The organism is Mycobacterium sp. 852002-53434_SCH5985345, from assembly GCF_001667155.1.
In the GTDB taxonomy this organism is placed as follows: Bacteria; Actinomycetota; Actinomycetes; order Mycobacteriales; family Mycobacteriaceae; genus Mycobacterium.
Genome location: NZ_LZIE01000028.1, coordinates 54165 through 73121, shown reverse-complemented (window position 1 = coordinate 73121; position 18957 = coordinate 54165). Strand labels below are relative to the sequence as shown.

The following is an 18957-nucleotide window of genomic DNA, read 5'->3' as shown; positions in this document are numbered from 1 at the left end:
GCTACACGGTGAGGTTGAAGTTCGGGGTTTTGCCGTAGACCGCCATCGCGGTGAGCACGACGACCACAACGATCGTGATCAACGACAGCCGCATCGACCGACCGACCGCTTCACCGACGCCGACCGGCCCGCCGGTGGCGGTGTAGCCGTAGTAGCAGTGGGTCGTCATCACGACCACCGCAACCAGGATCACCTCCGCAAACGACCAGCCAACGTCGTTGAGGCGCAGGAATGTGTGGAAGTAGTGGTTGTACGTGCCGATCGACTGCCCGTAGAGCAGAACCGTGGTGACCTGCTGGGACAGGAAAGCCATGGTCATCGCCAACCCGTAGAGCGGGATGATGACGATCAGGCCGGCCACCACCCGGGTGGAGGCCAGGTAGGCGACCGACCGGATGCTCATCACTTCGAGCGCGTCGATCTCCTCACTGATGCGCATAGCGCCCAGTTCGGCGGTGGCGCCGGCGCCGACGGTGGCGGCCAGTGCCTGACCGGCGGCTACCGGTGCGACAAACCGCACATTGACCAGCGCGGCCAAGAATCCGGTGAACGCCTCGACACCGATGTTACCCAGCGTCGCGTAGCCCTGGATGGCGACCAGCGAGCCCGCGGACAGGGTGATGAAGCCGACGATGGCCGCGGTGCCACCGACCACGGCCATCGCGCCGGTGCCCATCCCCATCTGGGCAACCATTCGCAGCAACTCTCTGCGGTAGCGGTGCATCGCGAAGGGGATCTGCCCGACGGCGGTCAGTGCGAACCAGACCATCTGCCCGATCTCGACCAGTGGCCGAGACGGGACGTCCCCGTACCGAATGACCAACGCCGATGTGCGCGGGAAGCGGACGCGTAGAGCTGCAATTGTGGACATCTCAGCGGCCTGTCCCGAACCGGACGCCGATGGTGGTCAGCGCTGCGTTGACCGCGAAAAGCGCGATGAAGCACAGCACCACCGTCTCGTTGACGGCAGTCCCCAAACCTTTGGACCCACCGCGCACGATCAGCCCCCGATAACAGCCGACCAGGCCGGCGATCAGCCCGAACGTCGCCGCCTTGACAAACGCGATCACCACCTCGGGCAGACCGGTAAGCGCCGTCAACGTGGAGAGGTAGGCACCGCTCGAGACGTTCTGCAGGTAGACGCTGAAGAGATAGCCGCCCCCCAGACCAACGGCGACCACGAGGCCGTTGAGCAGCACCGCGACGATTGTGGAAGCGACGACCCGGGGGACCACCAGCCGGTGGATCGGGTCGATGCCGAGCACCTCGAGCGCATCGATCTCCTCGCGGATGGTGCGCGCGCCGAGGTCGGCGCAGATGGCGGTGCCGCCCGCGCCGGCGACGACCAGCACCGTCACGATCGGGCCGAGCTGGGTGACCGCGCCGATCGCGGCACCGGCACCGGAGACGTCGGCGGCGCCGATCTCGGCCAGCAGGAGGTTGAGTGTGAAGATGAGGAGCACGGTTTCCGGGATGGACACCGCGATGGTGGGCAGCAGGGATACCCGCATGAGAAACCAGCCATTCCAGATGAACTCGCGCCACTCGAACGGCTGCCGCAGGGCTTTTCCGGTCAACACGCACATGCGGAAGAACCCGCCCGCCACTTCGGTGCCCGGGCGAATCCTGCTGCCTACTTTGCTGGCAACCGAGTGCGAGGTGGTCATCCGCGCCGCCCCTGACGTGGCCATGCGACGAGCCGCGACACCTCCGATGCTTCTTCGACTGGCCGGCGCCCAGTCGTTAGCCGGGGACCGCGGCGCTGTCCGTGATCGCGATCAGCACGCCGGTTCGTAGAGCGGCTGTTCAGCGAAAGGCCTTTGAGTGCGCGGCGTTTCGAATGAAACGGGATAGACGAGGAATCGGCACTCTCACACCCCACCCTTCGGCTCCATGCCGCCCTAGTTTGCGCCACGCATCACTATGGCATTAGACCGTACGGTCAGTCAATAACCTGAGGCGCCTGGGTGAGCTGCACGGGGAGGGCAATTGTCACGGGATCGCAGACCACTCAAATTATCTTGGTCATTACCAGGGGTTTTGACCGTTTTCGCCTGACCGCCGCGCGTTCCTGCCGCCGCGGGCAAGAAAAGCCCCGGGCGTAGGAAACCGACCGCTCGTACAGTGATGGCGTTTGTGCGTCTCGGCATCGCCGGCGCCCAGATGGCCGGGCGCATCAAAATGGCAAGTGCTGCACCAATGTCCGCCCGGCGCAGGGCTATCCGGCGCTACGCGTCAGGCTGCCGGACCCGTGACGGCGGCTAGGCATTCGCGCACCACCGAGACGATGTCCGCGGACGGGTTCGCCCACTTGCTGAGTCCCAGGCGGTCGAGTAATAGTCCGCCGAGGAACACATCGACGAATGCCGCCCCGACTTGTTCGGGTGTCCGGGAAGCGGCGGGATCGAACCACACCCACATCCACTGCAGCGATCCCCACAGCTGCAGTGCCGCGAGTTCGACGTCGACACTTCGGAACACGCCGCTGTCTATGCCGCTGCGGATTTCGTCAATCGCAAGGGATTGCAGCTGATGGCGCAACTTGCGGACCTGCTGCATCGCCGGGTCATCGGACAGCTGAACCACCTCACGCTGGCTTGCCACCGTCGCGTCGCGGGCGACGACTTGGAGCAGTGCGGAGGTGTAAATGATTGCGGCGACGCGTTCGTGCGGTGCGGCAAGTCGGGCCCAGGCCATCTGTAGCGCATCGAGTTGGCGGGCGAGGTGGGTTTCTTCGAGCTCCCGCAACATCTGCGCTTTGGTTCCGAAGTGATGAACGATGGTGCCCTTCGACATGCCAAGCTCGTCGGCGATGTCGCCCATATTCGTTCTGTCGTAGCCGCGTTCGGCGACATAGCGGACAAACGCGTCGAAGATCTCGCCACGCCTACCAGGTCGAGGCATCGTCCATCCTTCGGCTCAAACTAACCGTACGAACGGTCTATCATAAGCGCCGCGATGTCAAGATCCCCTGAGGCTCCGCCACCGGCCCCGGACATTCTTGGGCAGAGCCCGAACCCGCCATGACGAATGGCGCCCCGGGCGGTCAGCTCGATGAATCCTTCAACACGCTATGAAGGACGGCGTGTCATAGCTTTGCTACGAGCAGGCCGTTCCCTCGCCGGCGTCTACAGCGCCCTGGGACCACCAAATCTCTCCGGCGCGGTTACGACATACGTGTTGGCCTTGGCTGTCGGTTTGATCTCACCCGCGGTGTACACAGTCATCAGCTCTCTGCCGTCGCTGTCGACGACACATACGTAGGTGTCCGTCTCAGCGTCGTAGTCGAAGCTGTCCCAGGCCAATAGGAATGCCAAGCAATTGCCGTCGCGGTCCGCGACGACCAGCTTGTGCACTCCGGAATCCCTCAATAGCTCGGCATCCTGTGCGCGCTGCTGAGGGACCTGGCTGGTGTGGAGCGTGGCGTGTGACATTTGTGTACTCCCTTAGCGAGGGTGTCTCCTACTAGCCTAGGCTCAACTGCTCACGTAATCCGAGCCTTGCGGGAAACGTTTCTCCCCGAATAACCACCCCGACCAGGGCACTACGGCCCCTGTCCAGAGGTCGTAAGTCGATTACCCGAAGAGATCGTGCTGCCGGCCCACCGCTAAGCGCTCGGGCGTCCCTGCGAGCTCCGGCCGGAAACGCGGGACGGGGTTCTGGGGCGCACCGCCACCAGCACCACCCCGGCGGCGAAGATGGCAGCGGTCGGCCACGAGAAATGCCCGTCCGGTGCGAAGCCGCCCTGCGCCAACAGGTGCAATCCAACGGCGGCCAGGAGGGCGCCGGTCAGCATGATCGCCTCGGCCCAACGATCGCCGAGCGGGAGACCGAAAGTGGGCAGCGGAACCGCGAAGAACCGCCGCTGCCACCAAAGCAACAGCAGCTCGATCGCTGTCACGACGCTCAGGATCGTGATCCACTCCAGCCGGACCAGCCACCACGCCACCGAACCCTCATGCGGTTGCGGGATCAAGCCGGCCGGATAAGCGACGATCGCGACGACGACGACCGGAATCATGTGCCACAGGTAGAGGGCCATCACGTTCGCATTGGCGGTGGACAGCACGCGCCGAACCGGGCGGTGATGCAGGACCCGGTCGATAATTGCCGCGAGCGCCATGGCCAGCCCCGCTTGCGTGCAGGCGAACGCCATCATCGCCACCGTCGGGGGTGACGTGTTCTCGATTGCCTCGCCCGGAACGCCGATCATGCTGACCGGATACGGTCCCACCCGGATCAGCAGCGCCAGAACGACGGCCGAACCGACGGCTAGCAGTACCGGTCTGCGGCCGGCCAACAGCCCACCGTGCCAAGCGATCCCAAGCTGGTAGAGCAGGCCCCAGCACAGCAGGTAGTTCAGCGAGCCGACATAGGGGACGTGGCCCGCCAGTGAGACGGCATCGACCAGCACGACGCCCGCGGCCAGCGCCGCCGGTGCCTTGAGCCCCCAACGCCTATGTGCGGCAACGGCAATCGGTGTCAGTGACACCACCAGGACGTAAACGGCGAGAAACCACAAGTGCATGGCGACGGCCCAACCCGCGTATTCCATCACCGTGCCCGCCACACGCCGAACCTGCAGAGCCACCACGACCAGCGAAACCAGCGCGACATACACGGTCGTGGGTCCCAACACCCGCGCCAGTCGATGCCGAATCCAGTCCTGGCGCGAGAAGCTGTCGGCCTCGCGGCGGTGCGACCATGACACCGCGCCTGCGTAACCGGCGACGAAGAAGAACACCGGGACCGCCTGGAAGATCCAAGTCAGCCACTGCGTCCACGGCATGTCGAGCAGCGGGTTCTCGCGACCGAATTGCCCGTCGTGGTAGGTCACCGAACCGGCAAGCCAGTGGCCCAGCACGATGAGAACCACACCCGACGCGCGGTAGAAGTCCACCGCCAGATTGCGGGCCGGTTTCGCGGTTTCTACGTCGTCCATCGGATCGCGGCAAGATCGATGCGGTGCACTCGCGCAACGGTACCCGCCCCGTGGCGTGAAGTCGCTGCGCGCACAATGACTCCATGAAGCAAGCTCGGCTCGCCAACCTGGAGGTCGGCCGCCTGGGCCTGGGCGCGATGGGCATGTCCGTGGCCTACGCGGGCGCCGGCAGCGACGACGCCGAGTCGATCCGCACCGTTCATCGCGCCATCGACCTGGGCGTCACGCTGATCGACACCGCCGAGGTGTACGGCCCCTACGTCAACGAAGAACTGCTCGCGCGTGCCCTGCAGGGCCGGCGTGATCAGGTGGTGCTGGCCACCAAGTTCGGCCTCATTTCCCACACGGGACGCAGCGGCCCGGACAGTAGCCCGGCCAACATCCGCATCGCGGTGGACGGTTCGCTGCGAAGGCTGGGCACCGATCACATCGACCTCTACTATCAGCACCGCCTCGACCGCGAGACCCCGATCGAAGACACGGTCGGTGCCCTGGCGGAGCTTGTCGCTGCGGGGAAGGTCCGGCACGTGGGCCTCTCGGAGGTGGGTGTGAACACGATCCGGCGCGCCCACGCCGTGCATCCCATCGCCGCCGTGCAATCCGAATATTCGCTTTGGACGCGCGACCAAGAAGAGGCGATATTGCCGCTGCTGCGCGAACTGGGGATCGGGTTCGTCGCCTACTCACCGTTGGGCCGCGGCTTCCTCACCGGTGCCATTCGCTCCACCGAGGGGTTGCCCGACAGCGACTACCGCAAGACCAACCCGCGCTTCTTCGACGAGAACTTCCAGCACAACTTGAGAAGCGCGGATGAACTGCGGAGCATCAGCGCCGACGTCGGTGCCACTCCCGCTCAGGTCGCGCTGGCCTGGTTGTTGGCGAAAGGCTCCGACATCGTGCCGATTCCGGGAACGAAGCGCGTCACGCGACTCGAGGAAAACGTCGGTGCCGACGCCGTCGAACTGACGCCCGACCAGCTGTCCCGGCTCGACCGACTCACCCCACCCCGGGGTGGTCATCACGCCGAAGCGCAGATGGGATGGATCGACCGCTGATGGGCGCCGAGGTGGAAGTCATGCTGCGGCGCAAGGGCTTTCGATCGTAACGGAATAGCTAGTCCGCGCTGGCCAGAGCCGCAGCGCCGTAATGCTTTTCGATCAGCGCCCACGGGTCGGCGTAGGGGCCGCGTCCCTCGAGCCGGCGCTGCACCATCAGGACTGTACGCAAGACCGGGCGCAAGATCGGGCTCAGCAGTCGCACCATGGTTCGGGTGCGGCCCTGCGTCCCGGCGATCCACCCCAGGGTCTCGGACCAGTCGTGTTCCTGAAAGTCGAGCAGCGCCTGCGCTTCGGTGGTGTCGTACCAGCCGGTGAAGCTCCAGCCGCGGTCGTCGGCGGGATCGCCGGGCAGGCTGGCCGACGGGCCGAGGCCACCCAGCCCGACGGCTTCCATCAGGCCGTCCTCGAGCTCGCGTTGCGTGAGCACGTACGACTCGTTGCCGCCGATCAGTATCACCTTGCCCGCGATGGTGGCTTCCCGATCGACACCGTTGGCGAAAGCAAGCGCGACGTCGCGGGCGTCCACTGCGTGCATGCGGTTGTCGCCCGGCATCGACCGCATCAGGAGCAGGGAGTCGCCGTTGACCGTCGTGTGCGTGTCCGGCGAGATGACCCCGCCCAACCGGAAGAGCGCGTACGGCAGGCCGCTGGCGCGGATTGCCGCCTCGGCGAGCACTTTGTCCTGACCGTATTGATCGATCGGGTTCACCGGGGTGTCCGGGGTGATCCGCTCCGGCTGGCGGTAGGGGTTGCGCGATCCATACACCGCGGCGCTGGACGCCATCAGGAACAGGGGCGGGCGGGGGAGTGCGGAGCACGCCGCCAACAGGTTCTCGGTACCGCCCACGTTCACCTTGCGGGCCAGCGCCGGTCTGCGATAGGAGAGCGGGGACACGATCGCGGCGAGGTGAACGACGGCTTCGGGCCGATGGCTCGCGACGAGATCACGCACCGCCTCGGCGTCCAGAAGGTCGGTATAGGCCGGAATCAGCGTCCCGGGGTGGCGGCCGACGACCAGTTCTTTTTCGACGGCGACGGTGTTGTCGTTGCGCAGGTCCATCGCGACGACGGTGCGTCCCCGGTCGAGCAGGATCTGCGTGCAACGCTTGCCGACCTGTCCGAAGGCTCCGGTGACCAGAACGGTGGAGGCAGTCATGGCCTTACCACTGTCCGATCAGTCGGTTGGCGACCCGGCCGACCGCCCGGCGGATTCGGTCGGAGACATAAAGAGAAAACACGGGAGTGACGATATCCTCTCGCAGCCGAGTTAGCTTGGAGCTCTTGATGAACCATTGTCCGCCGATCTTTTCGTAGGTCTCGTGGTAATGCCCGTAGCCCACCAATGTGACCCCGGGTCCGAACCGGACGACGTCTTGCAGGGCCCACACCCCGCGCGCGGTCGTCGCCGAGGTGAGCGCGATTTCGGGAGCATGCACCTGGTGCGCGGTAGCCTGGGTCGGCCGCCCAAGCGCCTTGCGCGTGAACGCCACGAAATCGTCCGCGCCCTCGATCACCTTGCCGCCGGCCTCCGCCGTGTCACTGACGAAGTCATCGGTGAAGACGGTGCGCCAAGCCGCCCAGTCCTTGCTGTCGAGGTTCCGGCAATAGCGGGCCTTGAGCTGCTTGATGGATTCGACGGCCAGCAGCATGGCGGTGTCGGCGTCGGCCACCACGCCCTCCGCGCGCTCTGTCATTGCGGCTTGATCCTGTCCCTCAGCGTCCCGGCGTGACGTTTCACTGGCGAAGTGTAAACCTCTCAGCCTTTGAAGTAGACGACCTGATGGGTGGTGACCAGCAGGGCGCCATCTCGCGTCCACACCTGTGCGCTCTGGTCGAAGTAGCCGCGGGTGAAGCGATTGGCGTGCGCGGTGCACAGGACGAAGTCGTTGCCCACCCCGTCGAGTTCGTCCTGATCGGCGTGGAAGTACGCCGTCAACGAGATGGTTCCCGAGGGGACGAAGCCGCCGCGTCGCAGGAACACCCGCGGGTAGAAGGTGTCCGACAGCGCGGCCAGCACGGTGTAGTCGACCGGGCGTCGCGCGGCGTCGCGCACCCACAAGGTGGTCGTCGACGAGGGGCTCGGCTGCCCGTCTTTGCCCGGCATGGGGCCTTCGGCGAAGCGCATGTCGTAGAGGCTGGTCCAGCGAACGAGGCCCGGATCGGTAGCGGGCAGCTGCTCGGGGGTCGGCGCGTTTGGTGGGCGGCTTTCGGTATCGGCCCAACCGTCGCGGCGGACGGCGAACAGCGCCGTCGCCGTGGTCTTGACGTCTCCGTCCTGACTGAGTTCGACGATCCAGTGCTGGTTGGTGCGGTTGGTGCGTGCCGCCCGCAGCGAGATGTCGAAGTCGCCGTCGGCGATGGGCGCGGCGTAGTTGACCGTCAACGCCAGCGGCTCGCCGATCCGGTCGGGGTGCGATTCGACGGCGCGCAGCATGACCGCGGCCGTGATTCCACCGAAGGGTCCCACCATGTTGGCCCATTCCGGATGGGTCCGGCCGCGCCTGGTGTGGGCGTCGACGGTCTCCAGCCGGATGGCGTCGTCGAAGGGATGTGTATCGGTCATGCTGAGTACTGCAGACTACGGGTCTTCGACCCCGGCGTCGGACACGGGGCGGTCGAGAGACAACATCGGAAAGGTGAGCCAGGATGGGCAACTCCCAGGACAAATCTCCCGCTGAGCTGATCGACGCCAGGATCAAGGAGTTAGGGGATTGGCGCGGCGAGATGCTGGCCCGCATCAGGGAACTCATCAAGGACGCCGACCCGAATGTGGTCGAGGACTGGAAGTGGCGCGGTGTTCCGGTCTGGTATCACGACGGAATGATCTGTACGGGCGAGACCTACAAGAACGTCGTGAAGATGACCTTCGCCAAGGGCGCCTCGCTGAAGGATCCGTCGGGTCTGTTCAACTCCAGTCTCGATGGCAACACCAGGCGCGCGATCGACTTCCACGAGGGCGACAAGGTCGACGAAGAGGCATTGAAGGCGCTGATCCGCTCCGCGGTGGAGCTGAACCGGGCGTAGGGCGCCAACCTGTACAGCCGCGGGAGCGGTGCTGTACAGTCGCCCAGCACAAAGTCGACGCTCGAATGGGAGGCCATCCGGTGACGCCCGAGTCGGTCGAAGACTTCCGGAGCCGGGCCAGGGTGTGGCTGGCCGACACCCTCCCGCGGCTGGATTCCGGCGACGCGATGGTCCTGCAGCGCGACGAGCTGTCCTCTTGGCAGCGCGCCCGCGAACTGCAGAAGAAGCTGTACGACGGCGGATTCGCCGGCATCTGCTTCCCGCGCGAGTACGGCGGCCTCGGCCTGGGCTACGAGTACAAGAAGGCGTTCGACGCGGAGGCCCTGGCCTACGAGACGCCGCTCATGCTCAACGTTCCGTCCTTCGCCATCTGCTGCGCGACGATCCTCGACATGGGCAGCGAGGAGCAGAAGCGCACACACATCGCGGCCGCGCTGCGCGGCGACGAAGTGCTGGTGCAGCTGCTGTCGGAACCCAGCGGGGGATCGGACCTTGCGGGCGTCCTCACCCGCGCCGAACGCCGGGGCGGGCGGTGGATCCTCAACGGCGCCAAGACGTGGAGCACGTGGGCGTTCGCCGCCGACTACGGTTTGTGCCTGGCCCGGACCGACTGGAGCGTGCCGAAGCACGAAGGACTGACGATGTTCCTGGTACCGCTCCGGCATCCCGGTGTCACTATCAACCGCATCAAGCAGGTGAACGGCTCGGTCGAATTCTGCGAGGAGTTCTTCGACGACGTCGACCTCGGTGACGACGCCGTGGTGGGGGAGCCGGGGAAGGGATGGGACGTCGCGTCGCGCCAGCTCTACCACGAGCGTCGAACCATGGGTGACGGGTCGGAGTACACCAGCGGACCGGGAATCGCTGAGGCTCAAGACATTTCGGTTGACCTGCTGTCCCTGGTCGAAAAGACGAACCGGGCCGGCGGCGAACGAGTCCGCGAGCTGGTGGGTAGGGCCCTGGTCCATCGGGCCGTGCACGGACAACTCAGCGAGCACGTCTTCCACGCGGTGGCCAAGGGATCCCTGCCGCCCGCCGCGGGATCGATCATCCGGTTGTCCATGGCCGAGGTGCACGACGTCGAAAACGACACCGCGTTGGCCGTCGCCGGGCCGGCGGCCGTGGTCGACGACGAGGCGGGGTTGCTCGACATCGGCACCCGCTACCTGGGCCGTCAGATCGCCAGCATCGGCGGCGGGACCACGGAGATGGCGCGCAACGTGATCGGCGAGCGGGTGCTGAGCTTCCCCCGCGAGTACGCCGCCGACCGCGGCGTGCCGTTCAACCAGGTGCGACACGGAAAAGCCTGAGGGAGCGGGGAATTGAGCGACCGACTTCGCGACATCCGAGAGCTAGCGGGAGACTCCGAGGCCTACCGGGACGAACTGTACCGGCGCTGGACCGGTCTGCTCAGTTACCGCTACATCGGCCGCAAACACTCCTCGATGGACCTCGGGGAGATCGACGACACCGTCACCATCCGCCGCGACATGCGCAACGAGGCCGGGGGCATCATGGTGGCGCCATTGGCCATTTCCTCCCCGGAGGGCTGCCAGACCGACATGGTCGCGGTGCCCAATCCGGTCATCGCGTCGGTGCAGATCGTCGACCCGGGCTATGACGTCAGCCGGGTCGAGATCGTCGACTCCGGCGTCGTGCACCAGGGCCGCACCATGGGCTACGGGCGGTGCAAGATCGTCGACGCCGACAACCCGGATCGGGTGATCGCCTTCAACGAGGGGCAGGGGGCGATCATCGGCATCCCGCCGGAAGGTCTGGACCGGATGGATGTTTCGGGCACGGAGCTGGTGGTCGAGGACTCGCCGGACCTGCCGCCGCTGTGGCAGGCCTTCGGCGCCAGCAGGCGTGGCGACGGCCACTGGGTGCTGCCCGAGCTCAGTACCGAACTCGCTTCTCCGGACGCCGCGCTGCACATCGGACCGCAACACGTCGTGCTCGAAACAGCGGCGATCGATCTGGCCGCCGACGTCGCCGGGACCCGGAAGCTCCAAGTGGCCAGCTGGCACGTCATGTTCATGTCGCGCGGCAAGGTGGGTCCGTTCCGCGTCGAGGGCACCGCGCACCCGGGTGGGCCGGGACGCGTCGGCGTGCGCATGCTGCTGCACGACGAGGGCAACGCGGACAAGGCCGTCACCTCCGCCGCTGCGATCTTCGACATCGTCGGCTGACTCAACCCTGGTCATACATCTGCCCACATCTGTATGGTGCTAAAGACTCACACGACAGGAGAATTGCGGTGGCAGAACGGTTGGCCGGGAAGGTCGCGCTTATCAGCGGGGGCGCGCGGGGGATGGGCGCCTCGCACGTGCGGACGCTGGTGGCCGAGGGGGCCAAGGTGGTGTTCGGGGACATCCTCGATGACGAGGGCAAGGCCGTCGCTGCCGAGGTCGGAGACGCCGCCCGCTACCTGCACCTGGACGTGACGAAGCCCGAGGATTGGGACGCCGCGGTGGCCACCGTCCTCAGTGAATTCGGCGGCATCGACATCCTCGTGAACAACGCCGGCATCATCAACATCGGCACCTTCGAGGACTACGCGCTCTCGGAATGGCAGCGGATCCTCGACATCAACCTGACGGGCGTGTTCCTGGGTATCCGCGCCGTGGTGAAGCCGATGAAGGAAGCCGGGAGGGGATCGATCATCAACATCTCCTCCATCGAGGGAATCGCCGGCACCATCGCCTGCCACGGGTACACCGCCACCAAATTCGCCGTCCGGGGCCTGACCAAGTCGGCGGCACTAGAGCTCGGGCCCAGCGGGATCCGGGTGAACTCGATCCACCCTGGGCTCATCAAAACCCCGATGACAGAGTGGGTTCCCGAGGACATCTTCCAGACCGCGCTGGGACGCATCGCCGAGCCCAAGGAAGTCTCCAACCTCGTCGTCTACCTGGCCAGCGACGAGTCGAGCTATTCGACCGGCTCGGAGTTCGTCGTCGACGGCGGCACCACCGCCGGCCTGGGCCACAAGGACTTCTCCGCGGTCGACACCGCCGGGCAGCCGGACTGGGTTACCTAGCCGGAGCGAGTGATTCGGTCTCCTCGGGCGCCTTCTCGTCACTCGGCTTGGGCCAGGGCGACGGAACCGGGCGTTGCCGCACACGTTGGGGCCACCAGAACCACTTGCCCAGCAGCGCGGCGATCGATGGCGTCATCAACGACCGGACGATCAGGGTGTCGAACAGCAGACCCAATCCGATGGTGGTACCGACCTGGCCGATGACCGTCAGCTCGCTGACCGCCATTGTCATCATCGTGAAGGCGAACACCAGGCCCGCCGACGTGACGACCGAGCCGGTGCCCCCCATCGACCGGATGATCCCGGTGTTCAGGCCGGCGTGGATCTCCTCCTTGAACCGCGCTACCAGAAGCAGGTTGTAGTCGGCGCCCACGGCGAGCAGGATGATGACCGACATCGCGAGCACCATCCAGTGCAGCTCGATGCCGATGAGATGCTGCCAGATCAACACCGACAGGCCGAACGACGCGCCCAGCGAGAGCAAGACGGTTCCCACGATGACCGCTGATGCCACCACGCCCCGCGTGATGAGCAGCATGATGATGAAAATCAAGCACAGCGAAGAGATCCCGGCGATCAACAGGTCATAGGTGTTGCCGTCGCTGAGGTCTTTGTAGATCGACGCGGTGCCCGCCAGATAGATTTTGGAACCCTCCAGCGGCGTGCCCTTGAGCGATTCGTAGGCGGCCTTCTTGATGGCGCCGATGTGCGAAATGCCTTCGGCCGACATCGGATCGCCGTCATGGCTGATGATGAAACGCACGGCATGGCCGTCGGGGGAGATGAAGTTCTTCATCCCCTTCTTGAACTCGGCGTTGTTGAAGGTCTCCGGCGGCAAGTAGAACGAGTCGTCGTTCTTCGACGCATCGAACGCCTTGCCCATTGCATTGGAGTTCTTCTGCGCCTCGTTCTGCTGATCCTGCAGACCCTTCTGCGTCGCATACATGGTCAGCATCGTCGTTTTCATGGCCTTCATGTTCTCGATCATCGACGGCATCAGCGCCACCATCTGGGGCATCAGTGTGTCGAGATGATCCATGATCGGCAGCAGGCTCTCGATGTCGTCGGTCATGATGTCGATGCCGTCGAGGCCGTCGAAGACGGACCGCAACGACCAGCACACCGGGATGTCGTAGCAGTGCCGTTCCCAGTAGAGGTAGCTGCGGATGGGGCGGAAGAAGTCCTCGAAATCGGCCATGTGCTGGCGTAATTCGTTGATGTCGATGGTCATGTCGTGCATCTTCTTGACCATCTGGTGCATGTCGTTGGCCATCTGCGCAGTGATGCTCGACATCTTTTCCATGCTGTCGATGGTCGTCTGCATCATGTCGGCCTGATGCAGCATGTCGGCCATCTGGTCTTCCTGATACTTCTGGTTCATCTGCTGGGTGACGCCCTGCATGCTGATCTGGAACGGGATCGAGGTGTGCTCGATCGGCGTGCCCTGGGGCCGGGTGATTGCTTGCACGCGACCGATTCCCGGCACCCGGAAGACCGTCTTGGCAATCTTGTCGATGACCAGGAAGTCCGCGGAGTTGCGCAGGTCATGGTCGGCTTCGATCATCAGCACTTCGGGATTCATCCGCGCCTGGGAGAAGTGCCGGTCCGCGGCCGCGTAACCCTCGTTGGCGGGGAGGTCGGCGGGCAGATAGTTGCGGTCGTTGTAATTGGTGCGGTAGCCGGGCAGGGTCAGCAATCCGACGAGGGCGATGCCGATCGTCAAAACCAGGATCGGGGCGGGCCAGCGGACCACGAGCGCGCCGACCTTGCGCCACCCGCGAATCCGTTGGGTGCGCTTGGGTTCGAGCGTCTTGCGGAAACGCGTCGCCACCGAAATCACCGCGGGACCGAGCGTCAACGCGGCCGCCACGACCACCACCATGCCGATGGCCAACGGGATGCCCAGCGTCTGGAAGTAGGGCAGGTTGGTGAAGTGCAGGCAGAAGGTGGCGCCGGCGATGGTCAGGCCTGACCCGAGCACCACATGTGCGGTGCCCTTGTACATGGTGTAATACGCGTCTTCGCGTGATTCACCCACGGCGCGGGCTTCCTGATATCGGCCGATCAAGAAGATCGCATAGTCGGTGGCGGCCGCGATCGCCAACGTGACCAACAGGTTGGTGGCGAACGTCGAAAGCCCAATGATCTTGTAATAGCCCAGGAAAGCGACCATCCCACGGGCGGCCGAGAGTTCGAAGACCACCATCAACAACGTGAGTAGCACGGTGACGACCGAGCGATAGACCAACAGCAGCATCCCGATGATGACCGTGAAGGTGGCCGCGGTGATGAGCTGCAGGCTGCGGTCGCCGGCGGTGTGCTGATCCGCCGATAGAGCGGCGGGCCCGGTGACGTAGGCCTTTACCCCTTTTGGCGGGGTCAAGCTCTTGACGATGTTTTGCACCGACTCGACGGATTCGTTGGCCAGGGCTTCGCCCTGGTTACCGGCCAGATACACCTGGACGTAGGCGGCCTTGCCGTCGTTGCTCTGCGCGCCCGCCCCGGTCAGTGGATCGCTCCACATATCCTGAACGTGCTCAACGTGTTTGGTGTCGGCGTCGAGCTTCTTGACCATCTGGTCGTAGTAGGCGTGGGCGTCGGCGCCGAGGGGATTTTGGCCCTCGAGCACGATCATGACCGAGCTGTTGGACTTGTACTCGTTGAAGATCGCGCCCATCCGCTTGGTCGCGACGACCGACTGCGCATCGTCGGGAGTCATCTCCACCGAGCGCATCTTCCCGACCTCGTCCAACTGGGGGACGACGACGTTGAGCACCGCGATGAGCGCGATCCAGCCGAGGATGATGGGCACGGCGAAGGTTCGGATGATCCGCGGAATCTTGTCCCGCACCGGTTCTTGGGCGACGGGGATGGTGTCGGTGCGGGCGTCGTCGACGTGTGCGCTCATGCGGATTTCACCAAGCAGAAGGTCAGGGCGTGCACGCGGTCGGTCAGGTTCTCGGCCTTGACTTCGTCGTCGATGGTGATGCGACAACCGAGGGAATCACCGTCGCTTTGCGCCGAGAGGTTCGGGAAGACGGAGGGGGCGGTCGTGCTGAGCACTAGCGTCCAGGGCAAGGTCGCATTGTCGACCCGCTTCGGGTCAGAGGACAGGTCCAAGTAATTCACGTTGGCGGTGCGGGCCGAGCCGAAGACCTCGTACTTGACGACCTTTGGCTTGAACGGCTTGGAGTCATCCAGCCGCGGGCTCGTCATGACGCCCGTGTCGTGGGCTCCGAAGAATGACTTGACCCGGGCCACGGCGAAGCCGCCGACCACCAGGACCGCGACGATCAGCATCGGCAACCACGCGTTGCGCACAACCTTCACCTCAGGTGGTTCCTTCCCCATCAGGCCGCCGTCCTCGGTCAGCGTCAGTGTGACCTGTACACCAACGCATGGGCGGGGAAGCGCCACGACTTACGTTGCACCGCAATGGTTCTCGCTGATCACTATGATGCGTGCGCGCTCGATCGCCCGAAGTTGGGACGGTAGCCCAAGCGCACCAGCGGCCGCCCCCGGTACCGACACCTACTTCATGAAGCGTCTTCGGATACCGCCTGATGAGCATAGTACATAATGTGCATACCTTGCACGCCATGCAATAATTGCGCGCGGTGTTTCAAATCACTTTGTAAAGATGCTGTTGACCAGCGCAGCGGCCCGCTCGACATAGGGCATCGGCGTGTCGTCCGCGGCGCCGGCTTCCCCGCTTGACCAGCGCTCGATTCCCGAACGCACGGCCGTCAACGCCAGCGCGGCGATCAACGCGACTATCTCGTCGTCGGCTCGCATGCCTTGGCGGCGCGCTACAACATCGGTCAGGTGATTCTGGAACCGCTCCAAGTCGGCGAGGAATGCCGCCAGTACCGCCGGGGAAGTTTTGGCGAGTTCCAGCATGCCGGCCGCTTGTTCGCGTTTCGGGGGCACGTCGCGGAGATGGTGCGCCGCCAGCGTGATCAACTCTTCCAACACCACCGAATAGGGGGCGGGCCCGGCCGCGACGAAATCGGCTACCAGCTCCGGAGGTATGTCCGAAGGGCCGTACGCGATCGCGGACTCTTTGTTCGGGAAGTAGTTGAAGAAGGTGCGCGTCGACACCCCCGCATCGGCGCAGATCTCATCGATGGTCACCTTGTCGAATCCGCGTTCCAGTGCGAGGCGCACCGCGGCGTCGCGAATGTCAGCGCTCGTCTGGCGCCGACGACGCTCCCGCAGACCCACCGGGTTGGACATAGCACCTATAGTTGCACGTTCTGCACAATTTGCAGTCAAAAGGCGGCGGATTCGGGTCGCGCGGACCTCCGGCGAGTGGCCGGCGTCGTTCCCGGCTTGGGCTCGCCTAACGGGCCAGCCAATCGTGTGCCCGTCATCAGTCTGCTAAAACACGCTGCCGCACAAGGGGATCGATCGATGCAGGGGAGTTGTCGCCAGCCGCCTCTAGGCGCGGGGCGTGACGAGGGCGTCCCGAAGGTGATCGCATTGACTGGCGAAGAAGTTCACCGACACCGGCGCCTTGTCCGCGATCTGGTCGAATGCGTGAAAGGCTCCAAGGGCGATCTCCTCGTGCACGGGAACACCCGCCTCGCGCAGGCGCCGGGCGTATTGCAGGCACTCCTCATAGAAGAGGTCCAACGTCCCGACCCCGATCCAGGCCGGCGGCAGGCCGGACAAATCGTCCCGACGGGCGGGGGCCGCTTCTTTGGGGTCGGCACCGTTGAGGTACCAGCGCCACGCCAACTGGTTGTCGCTCGCCGTCCACATAATGCGCCGCTGGCCGTCCCGTTCGGTGCCGGTCCGATCGTCCAGCATCGGATACACCAACATCTGAAAAGCCAGTTTGACGTCGGTGCGGTCGTGAGCCCACTGCGCCAGCGCCGCTGCGAAGTGTCCACCGGCGCTGGCCCCGCCGACGGCGATTCGCTCCGGGTCCACCCACGGTTGGCGCGCGAGCCACAGCAGTGCCGCGTAACAGTCTTCAATCGGGGTCGGATAAGGGTGCTCGGGCGCCAAGCGGTGTTCCACGGCCGCGATCGCGACACCCGTGCGGTGGGACAGCTTGCGAAGGTATTTGTCGTCCTGGGCGGCGTGACCCATGATGGTGCCGCCGCCGTGCACCCAAAGCAGTGCCGGTCCGCGGTGGGGAAAGTTGGTCGGACGATGCAGGCGAACGGTGACGTGCTCGTCGACCGTGGCGACCGGTACGTCCCGCAGCCGCCCCGTGCTGCTGAAGAGGTTCATGATCGTCCGCTGGACCTTGAGACCGCGGTGCAGGGCGTATCCGCGAGGCAGAAATCGGGCCACCTTGCGCAGGCCGGGATTCACCACGTGTCGTGAAGCGAAGTCATTGTCGGCGGGTCCGCTTGCCATCGATGCCTCTGCTCTCTCACGCCGCCGACACGCCGAACATACAGGAACGCCGTTGTGTCCACGGGGCATCTTCAGTTCTGTCAGCTGGCGACGCTCGGGGGCTCCCGATTGGTCGGGCCGGGGACAGGGTATTCGCTGGCGTGGCCTCGACCCTTACCAAAATCATCAGTGTTCTGGATCCCCGGACCGGCGACACCGTCACGCAGGTGCCGATCACCGAGCCGGCCGACTGCGACGACGCCGTCGCACGCGCCGCGGCTGCGGCCCACGGGTGGGCGCGCACCCCGCCGGGCGAAAGGGCGGCCGCGATAGCGGCGGCCGCGGGCGACGTCCGCACTGCCGCGGACGAACTCGCCGAATTGAACGAGCGGGAAACCGGCAAGTTGCGCGGCGACGCGCGCAGCGGCGTGGATGCCGGAATCGACACGCTGCTGCAGTACGCTCAATTGGGGCCGCTCCACCGCGGCCACGCTCTGCAGGGCGGATGGTCCGCGACCGACCTGATGGTTCCCCAACCGCGCGGCGTGGTCGCGGTGATCATGCGGTGGAACGATCCCATCGCCGTCGCTGCCGGGCTGCTGGGCGCGGCCCTCGTGACGGGAAACACCGTGGTACACAAGGCCAGCGAGCGCTGCCCACAGACCGGCCGACGGTTCGCCGAATTGCTGGCCGCCCGCCTGCCCGATGGCGTGCTCGAGATCGTGGACGGCGACGAGACCGTCGGGGAGCGCTTGGCGGCTGCGGAGCTGGTCGACGTCGTCGCGCACGTGGGCAGCAGCGCAACCGGCCGAGAGATCGCGCGCGCGTGTGCCGAACGCGGTGCCAAGGCACTGCTGGAGAATGGCGGAAACGACGCGTTGATCGTCGACGCCGACGTGGACCCGGCCTGGGCGGCCGGCCAGACCGCACTGGGCGCCTTCGCCAACGCCGGACAGAGCTGCGTCTCGGTAGAGCGGGTCTATGTCGTGCAATCGATCGCCGACGCTTTCCTCAATGCACTGATCGACGAGGCGATCTCGTGGGCCGACCGCATCGGACCGCTGGTCGACGAGCGTCATCGTGAACATGTGCACGCGCACGTCGAAGACGCGACCCGGGCCGGGGCCCACGTCCTGGTCGGCGGCGAGCCGCAGCCCGGGACGGGCTCGTTCTATCCACCCACGGTGTTGAGTGACTGCTCTCCCGAGATGCTGATCATGCGCGAGGAAACGTTCGGTCCGGTCGCGCCGGTGCGGGTGGTGCCGGACTTCGCAGCGGCGCTGACCGAAGCCGCCGACGATCGCTACGGCCTGGCGGCCACGGTACTCACCGGGAGCATGGCGCATGCCCAGGAGGCGTGGCGCAGCCTTCCTGTCGGCACGGTGAAGATCAACTCCGTCTTCGGCGGTGCGCCCGGCGGAACCGCCGAGCCCCGCCGTGCCAGCGGCACGGGCTTCGGCTTCGGGCCCGAACTGCTCGACGAGATGACAGCCATGAAGGTGGTGCACTGGTCGGCGCCCGGCGACTGATTGCAAAGCGTCACG

Annotated in this window: 18 protein-coding genes; 6 read left to right on the top strand and 12 right to left on the bottom strand. The window is 65.4% G+C overall.

The genetic code is table 11. The features are described 5' to 3' along the window. Position 1 precedes the first annotated feature (1 nt). The 5 genes from A5756_RS05855 to A5756_RS05835 form a co-directional block, all read right to left on the bottom strand. Positions 2-871 (bottom strand): ABC transporter permease, encoded by an 870-nt coding sequence (locus A5756_RS05855; RefSeq protein ID WP_066948763.1) that lies wholly within the window; start codon positions 869-871, stop codon positions 2-4. Between the two features lies 1 nt (position 872). Continuing rightward, positions 873-1586, bottom strand: a complete 714-nt coding sequence (locus A5756_RS05850; protein WP_369806105.1) for an MlaE family ABC transporter permease — start codon at positions 1584-1586, stop codon at positions 873-875. Between the two features lie 649 nt (positions 1587-2235). Further along, a complete protein-coding gene (locus A5756_RS05845; protein ID WP_066948758.1) occupies positions 2236-2904 on the bottom strand; it encodes a TetR/AcrR family transcriptional regulator in 669 nt (222 codons plus the stop codon). A gap of 224 nt (positions 2905-3128) precedes the next feature. Beyond that, on the bottom strand, positions 3129-3434 hold the full coding sequence (locus tag A5756_RS05840) for a hypothetical protein (RefSeq protein WP_066948754.1): 306 nt from the start codon (positions 3432-3434) through the stop codon (positions 3129-3131). Between the two features lie 173 nt (positions 3435-3607). Next, the gene (locus A5756_RS05835) at positions 3608-4942 is read right to left on the bottom strand and encodes an acyltransferase (protein ID WP_066948750.1); all 1335 of its coding nucleotides are present in this window, start codon (positions 4940-4942) and stop codon (positions 3608-3610) included. An 83-nt stretch (positions 4943-5025) separates the two neighbouring features. Between A5756_RS05835 and A5756_RS05830 the strand changes: the two genes are divergently transcribed. Next, positions 5026-5997, top strand: a complete 972-nt coding sequence (locus A5756_RS05830; RefSeq protein ID WP_066948747.1) for an aldo/keto reductase — start codon at positions 5026-5028, stop codon at positions 5995-5997. A gap of 58 nt (positions 5998-6055) precedes the next feature. Here the strand turns inward: A5756_RS05830 and A5756_RS05825 are convergent, their stop codons facing one another. The 3 genes from A5756_RS05825 to A5756_RS05815 all read right to left on the bottom strand — a co-directional run bounded on the left by A5756_RS05825 (position 6056) and on the right by A5756_RS05815 (position 8563). Beyond that, a complete protein-coding gene (locus A5756_RS05825) occupies positions 6056-7156 on the bottom strand; it encodes an NAD(P)-dependent oxidoreductase (RefSeq protein WP_066948743.1) in 1101 nt (366 codons plus the stop codon). Positions 7157-7160: 4 nt separating this feature from the next. Continuing rightward, entirely contained in the window at positions 7161-7694 is a 534-nt protein-coding gene (locus A5756_RS05820; protein ID WP_066948739.1) for a nuclear transport factor 2 family protein, read from the bottom strand. 62 nt (positions 7695-7756) lie between these two features. Further along, a complete protein-coding gene (locus tag A5756_RS05815; protein WP_066948735.1) occupies positions 7757-8563 on the bottom strand; it encodes an acyl-CoA thioesterase II in 807 nt (268 codons plus the stop codon). A gap of 83 nt (positions 8564-8646) precedes the next feature. Here A5756_RS05815 and A5756_RS05810 point away from each other — a divergent pair, with 83 nt between their 5' ends. The 4 genes from A5756_RS05810 (at position 8647) to A5756_RS05795 (ending at position 12064) form a co-directional block, all read left to right on the top strand. Continuing rightward, positions 8647-9024 carry a DUF1801 domain-containing protein gene (locus A5756_RS05810; RefSeq protein WP_066948732.1) on the top strand — a complete coding sequence of 126 codons (378 nt, stop codon included), beginning with the start codon at positions 8647-8649 and terminating at the stop codon, positions 9022-9024. Between the two features lie 80 nt (positions 9025-9104). Further along, positions 9105-10334, top strand: a complete 1230-nt coding sequence (locus A5756_RS05805) for an acyl-CoA dehydrogenase family protein (RefSeq protein WP_066949124.1) — start codon at positions 9105-9107, stop codon at positions 10332-10334. 12 nt (positions 10335-10346) lie between these two features. Continuing rightward, positions 10347-11213 (top strand): hypothetical protein, encoded by an 867-nt coding sequence (locus tag A5756_RS05800; RefSeq protein ID WP_066948728.1) that lies wholly within the window; start codon positions 10347-10349, stop codon positions 11211-11213. A gap of 68 nt (positions 11214-11281) precedes the next feature. Next, positions 11282-12064: an SDR family oxidoreductase gene (locus A5756_RS05795; protein WP_066948725.1), complete on the top strand. Its 783-nt coding sequence runs from the start codon at positions 11282-11284 to the stop codon at positions 12062-12064. Here A5756_RS05795 and A5756_RS05790 read toward each other — a convergent pair. The 4 genes from A5756_RS05790 to A5756_RS05775 all read right to left on the bottom strand — a co-directional run bounded on the left by A5756_RS05790 (position 12057) and on the right by A5756_RS05775 (position 17434). Further along, entirely contained in the window at positions 12057-14972 is a 2916-nt protein-coding gene (locus A5756_RS05790) for an RND family transporter (protein ID WP_066948721.1), read from the bottom strand. The two genes, A5756_RS05795 and A5756_RS05790, sit on opposite strands and share 8 nt — an antisense overlap. Next, positions 14969-15415: an MmpS family transport accessory protein gene (locus A5756_RS05785; protein WP_197505326.1), complete on the bottom strand. Its 447-nt coding sequence runs from the start codon at positions 15413-15415 to the stop codon at positions 14969-14971. Before A5756_RS05785 ends, A5756_RS05790 begins: the two co-directional genes overlap by 4 nt. 276 nt (positions 15416-15691) lie before the next feature. Continuing rightward, a complete protein-coding gene (locus A5756_RS05780) occupies positions 15692-16300 on the bottom strand; it encodes a TetR/AcrR family transcriptional regulator (protein ID WP_066948717.1) in 609 nt (202 codons plus the stop codon). A gap of 204 nt (positions 16301-16504) precedes the next feature. Then, positions 16505-17434, bottom strand: a complete 930-nt coding sequence (locus tag A5756_RS05775; RefSeq protein ID WP_066948713.1) for an alpha/beta hydrolase — start codon at positions 17432-17434, stop codon at positions 16505-16507. 140 nt (positions 17435-17574) lie between these two features. Between A5756_RS05775 and A5756_RS05770 the strand changes: the two genes are divergently transcribed. Further along, entirely contained in the window at positions 17575-18942 is a 1368-nt protein-coding gene (locus A5756_RS05770; protein ID WP_369828586.1) for an aldehyde dehydrogenase, read from the top strand. Positions 18943-18957: the final 15 nt, after the last annotated feature.

Bases quoted from the DNA above. Each gene is read 5' to 3' on its own strand.
- A5756_RS05830 (WP_066948747.1), top strand. From the start codon at position 5,026: ATGAAGCAAGCTCGGCTCGCCAACCTGGAGGTCGGCCGCCTGGGCCTG.
- A5756_RS05780 (WP_066948717.1), bottom strand. From the start codon at position 16,300: ATGTCCAACCCGGTGGGTCTGCGGGAGCGTCGTCGGCGCCAGACGAGC.
- A5756_RS05790 (WP_066948721.1), bottom strand. From the start codon at position 14,972: ATGAGCGCACACGTCGACGACGCCCGCACCGACACCATCCCCGTCGCC.
- A5756_RS05840 (WP_066948754.1), bottom strand. From the start codon at position 3,434: ATGTCACACGCCACGCTCCACACCAGCCAGGTCCCTCAGCAGCGCGCA.
- A5756_RS05815 (WP_066948735.1), bottom strand. From the start codon at position 8,563: ATGACCGATACACATCCCTTCGACGACGCCATCCGGCTGGAGACCGTC.
- A5756_RS05775 (WP_066948713.1), bottom strand. From the start codon at position 17,434: ATGGCAAGCGGACCCGCCGACAATGACTTCGCTTCACGACACGTGGTG.
- A5756_RS05820 (WP_066948739.1), bottom strand. From the start codon at position 7,694: ATGACAGAGCGCGCGGAGGGCGTGGTGGCCGACGCCGACACCGCCATG.
- A5756_RS05785 (WP_197505326.1), bottom strand. From the start codon at position 15,415: ATGGGGAAGGAACCACCTGAGGTGAAGGTTGTGCGCAACGCGTGGTTG.
- A5756_RS05850 (WP_369806105.1), bottom strand. From the start codon at position 1,586: ATGTGCGTGTTGACCGGAAAAGCCCTGCGGCAGCCGTTCGAGTGGCGC.
- A5756_RS05810 (WP_066948732.1), top strand. From the start codon at position 8,647: ATGGGCAACTCCCAGGACAAATCTCCCGCTGAGCTGATCGACGCCAGG.
- A5756_RS05825 (WP_066948743.1), bottom strand. From the start codon at position 7,156: ATGACTGCCTCCACCGTTCTGGTCACCGGAGCCTTCGGACAGGTCGGC.
- A5756_RS05855 (WP_066948763.1), bottom strand. From the start codon at position 871: ATGTCCACAATTGCAGCTCTACGCGTCCGCTTCCCGCGCACATCGGCG.
- A5756_RS05835 (WP_066948750.1), bottom strand. From the start codon at position 4,942: ATGGACGACGTAGAAACCGCGAAACCGGCCCGCAATCTGGCGGTGGAC.
- A5756_RS05845 (WP_066948758.1), bottom strand. From the start codon at position 2,904: ATGCCTCGACCTGGTAGGCGTGGCGAGATCTTCGACGCGTTTGTCCGC.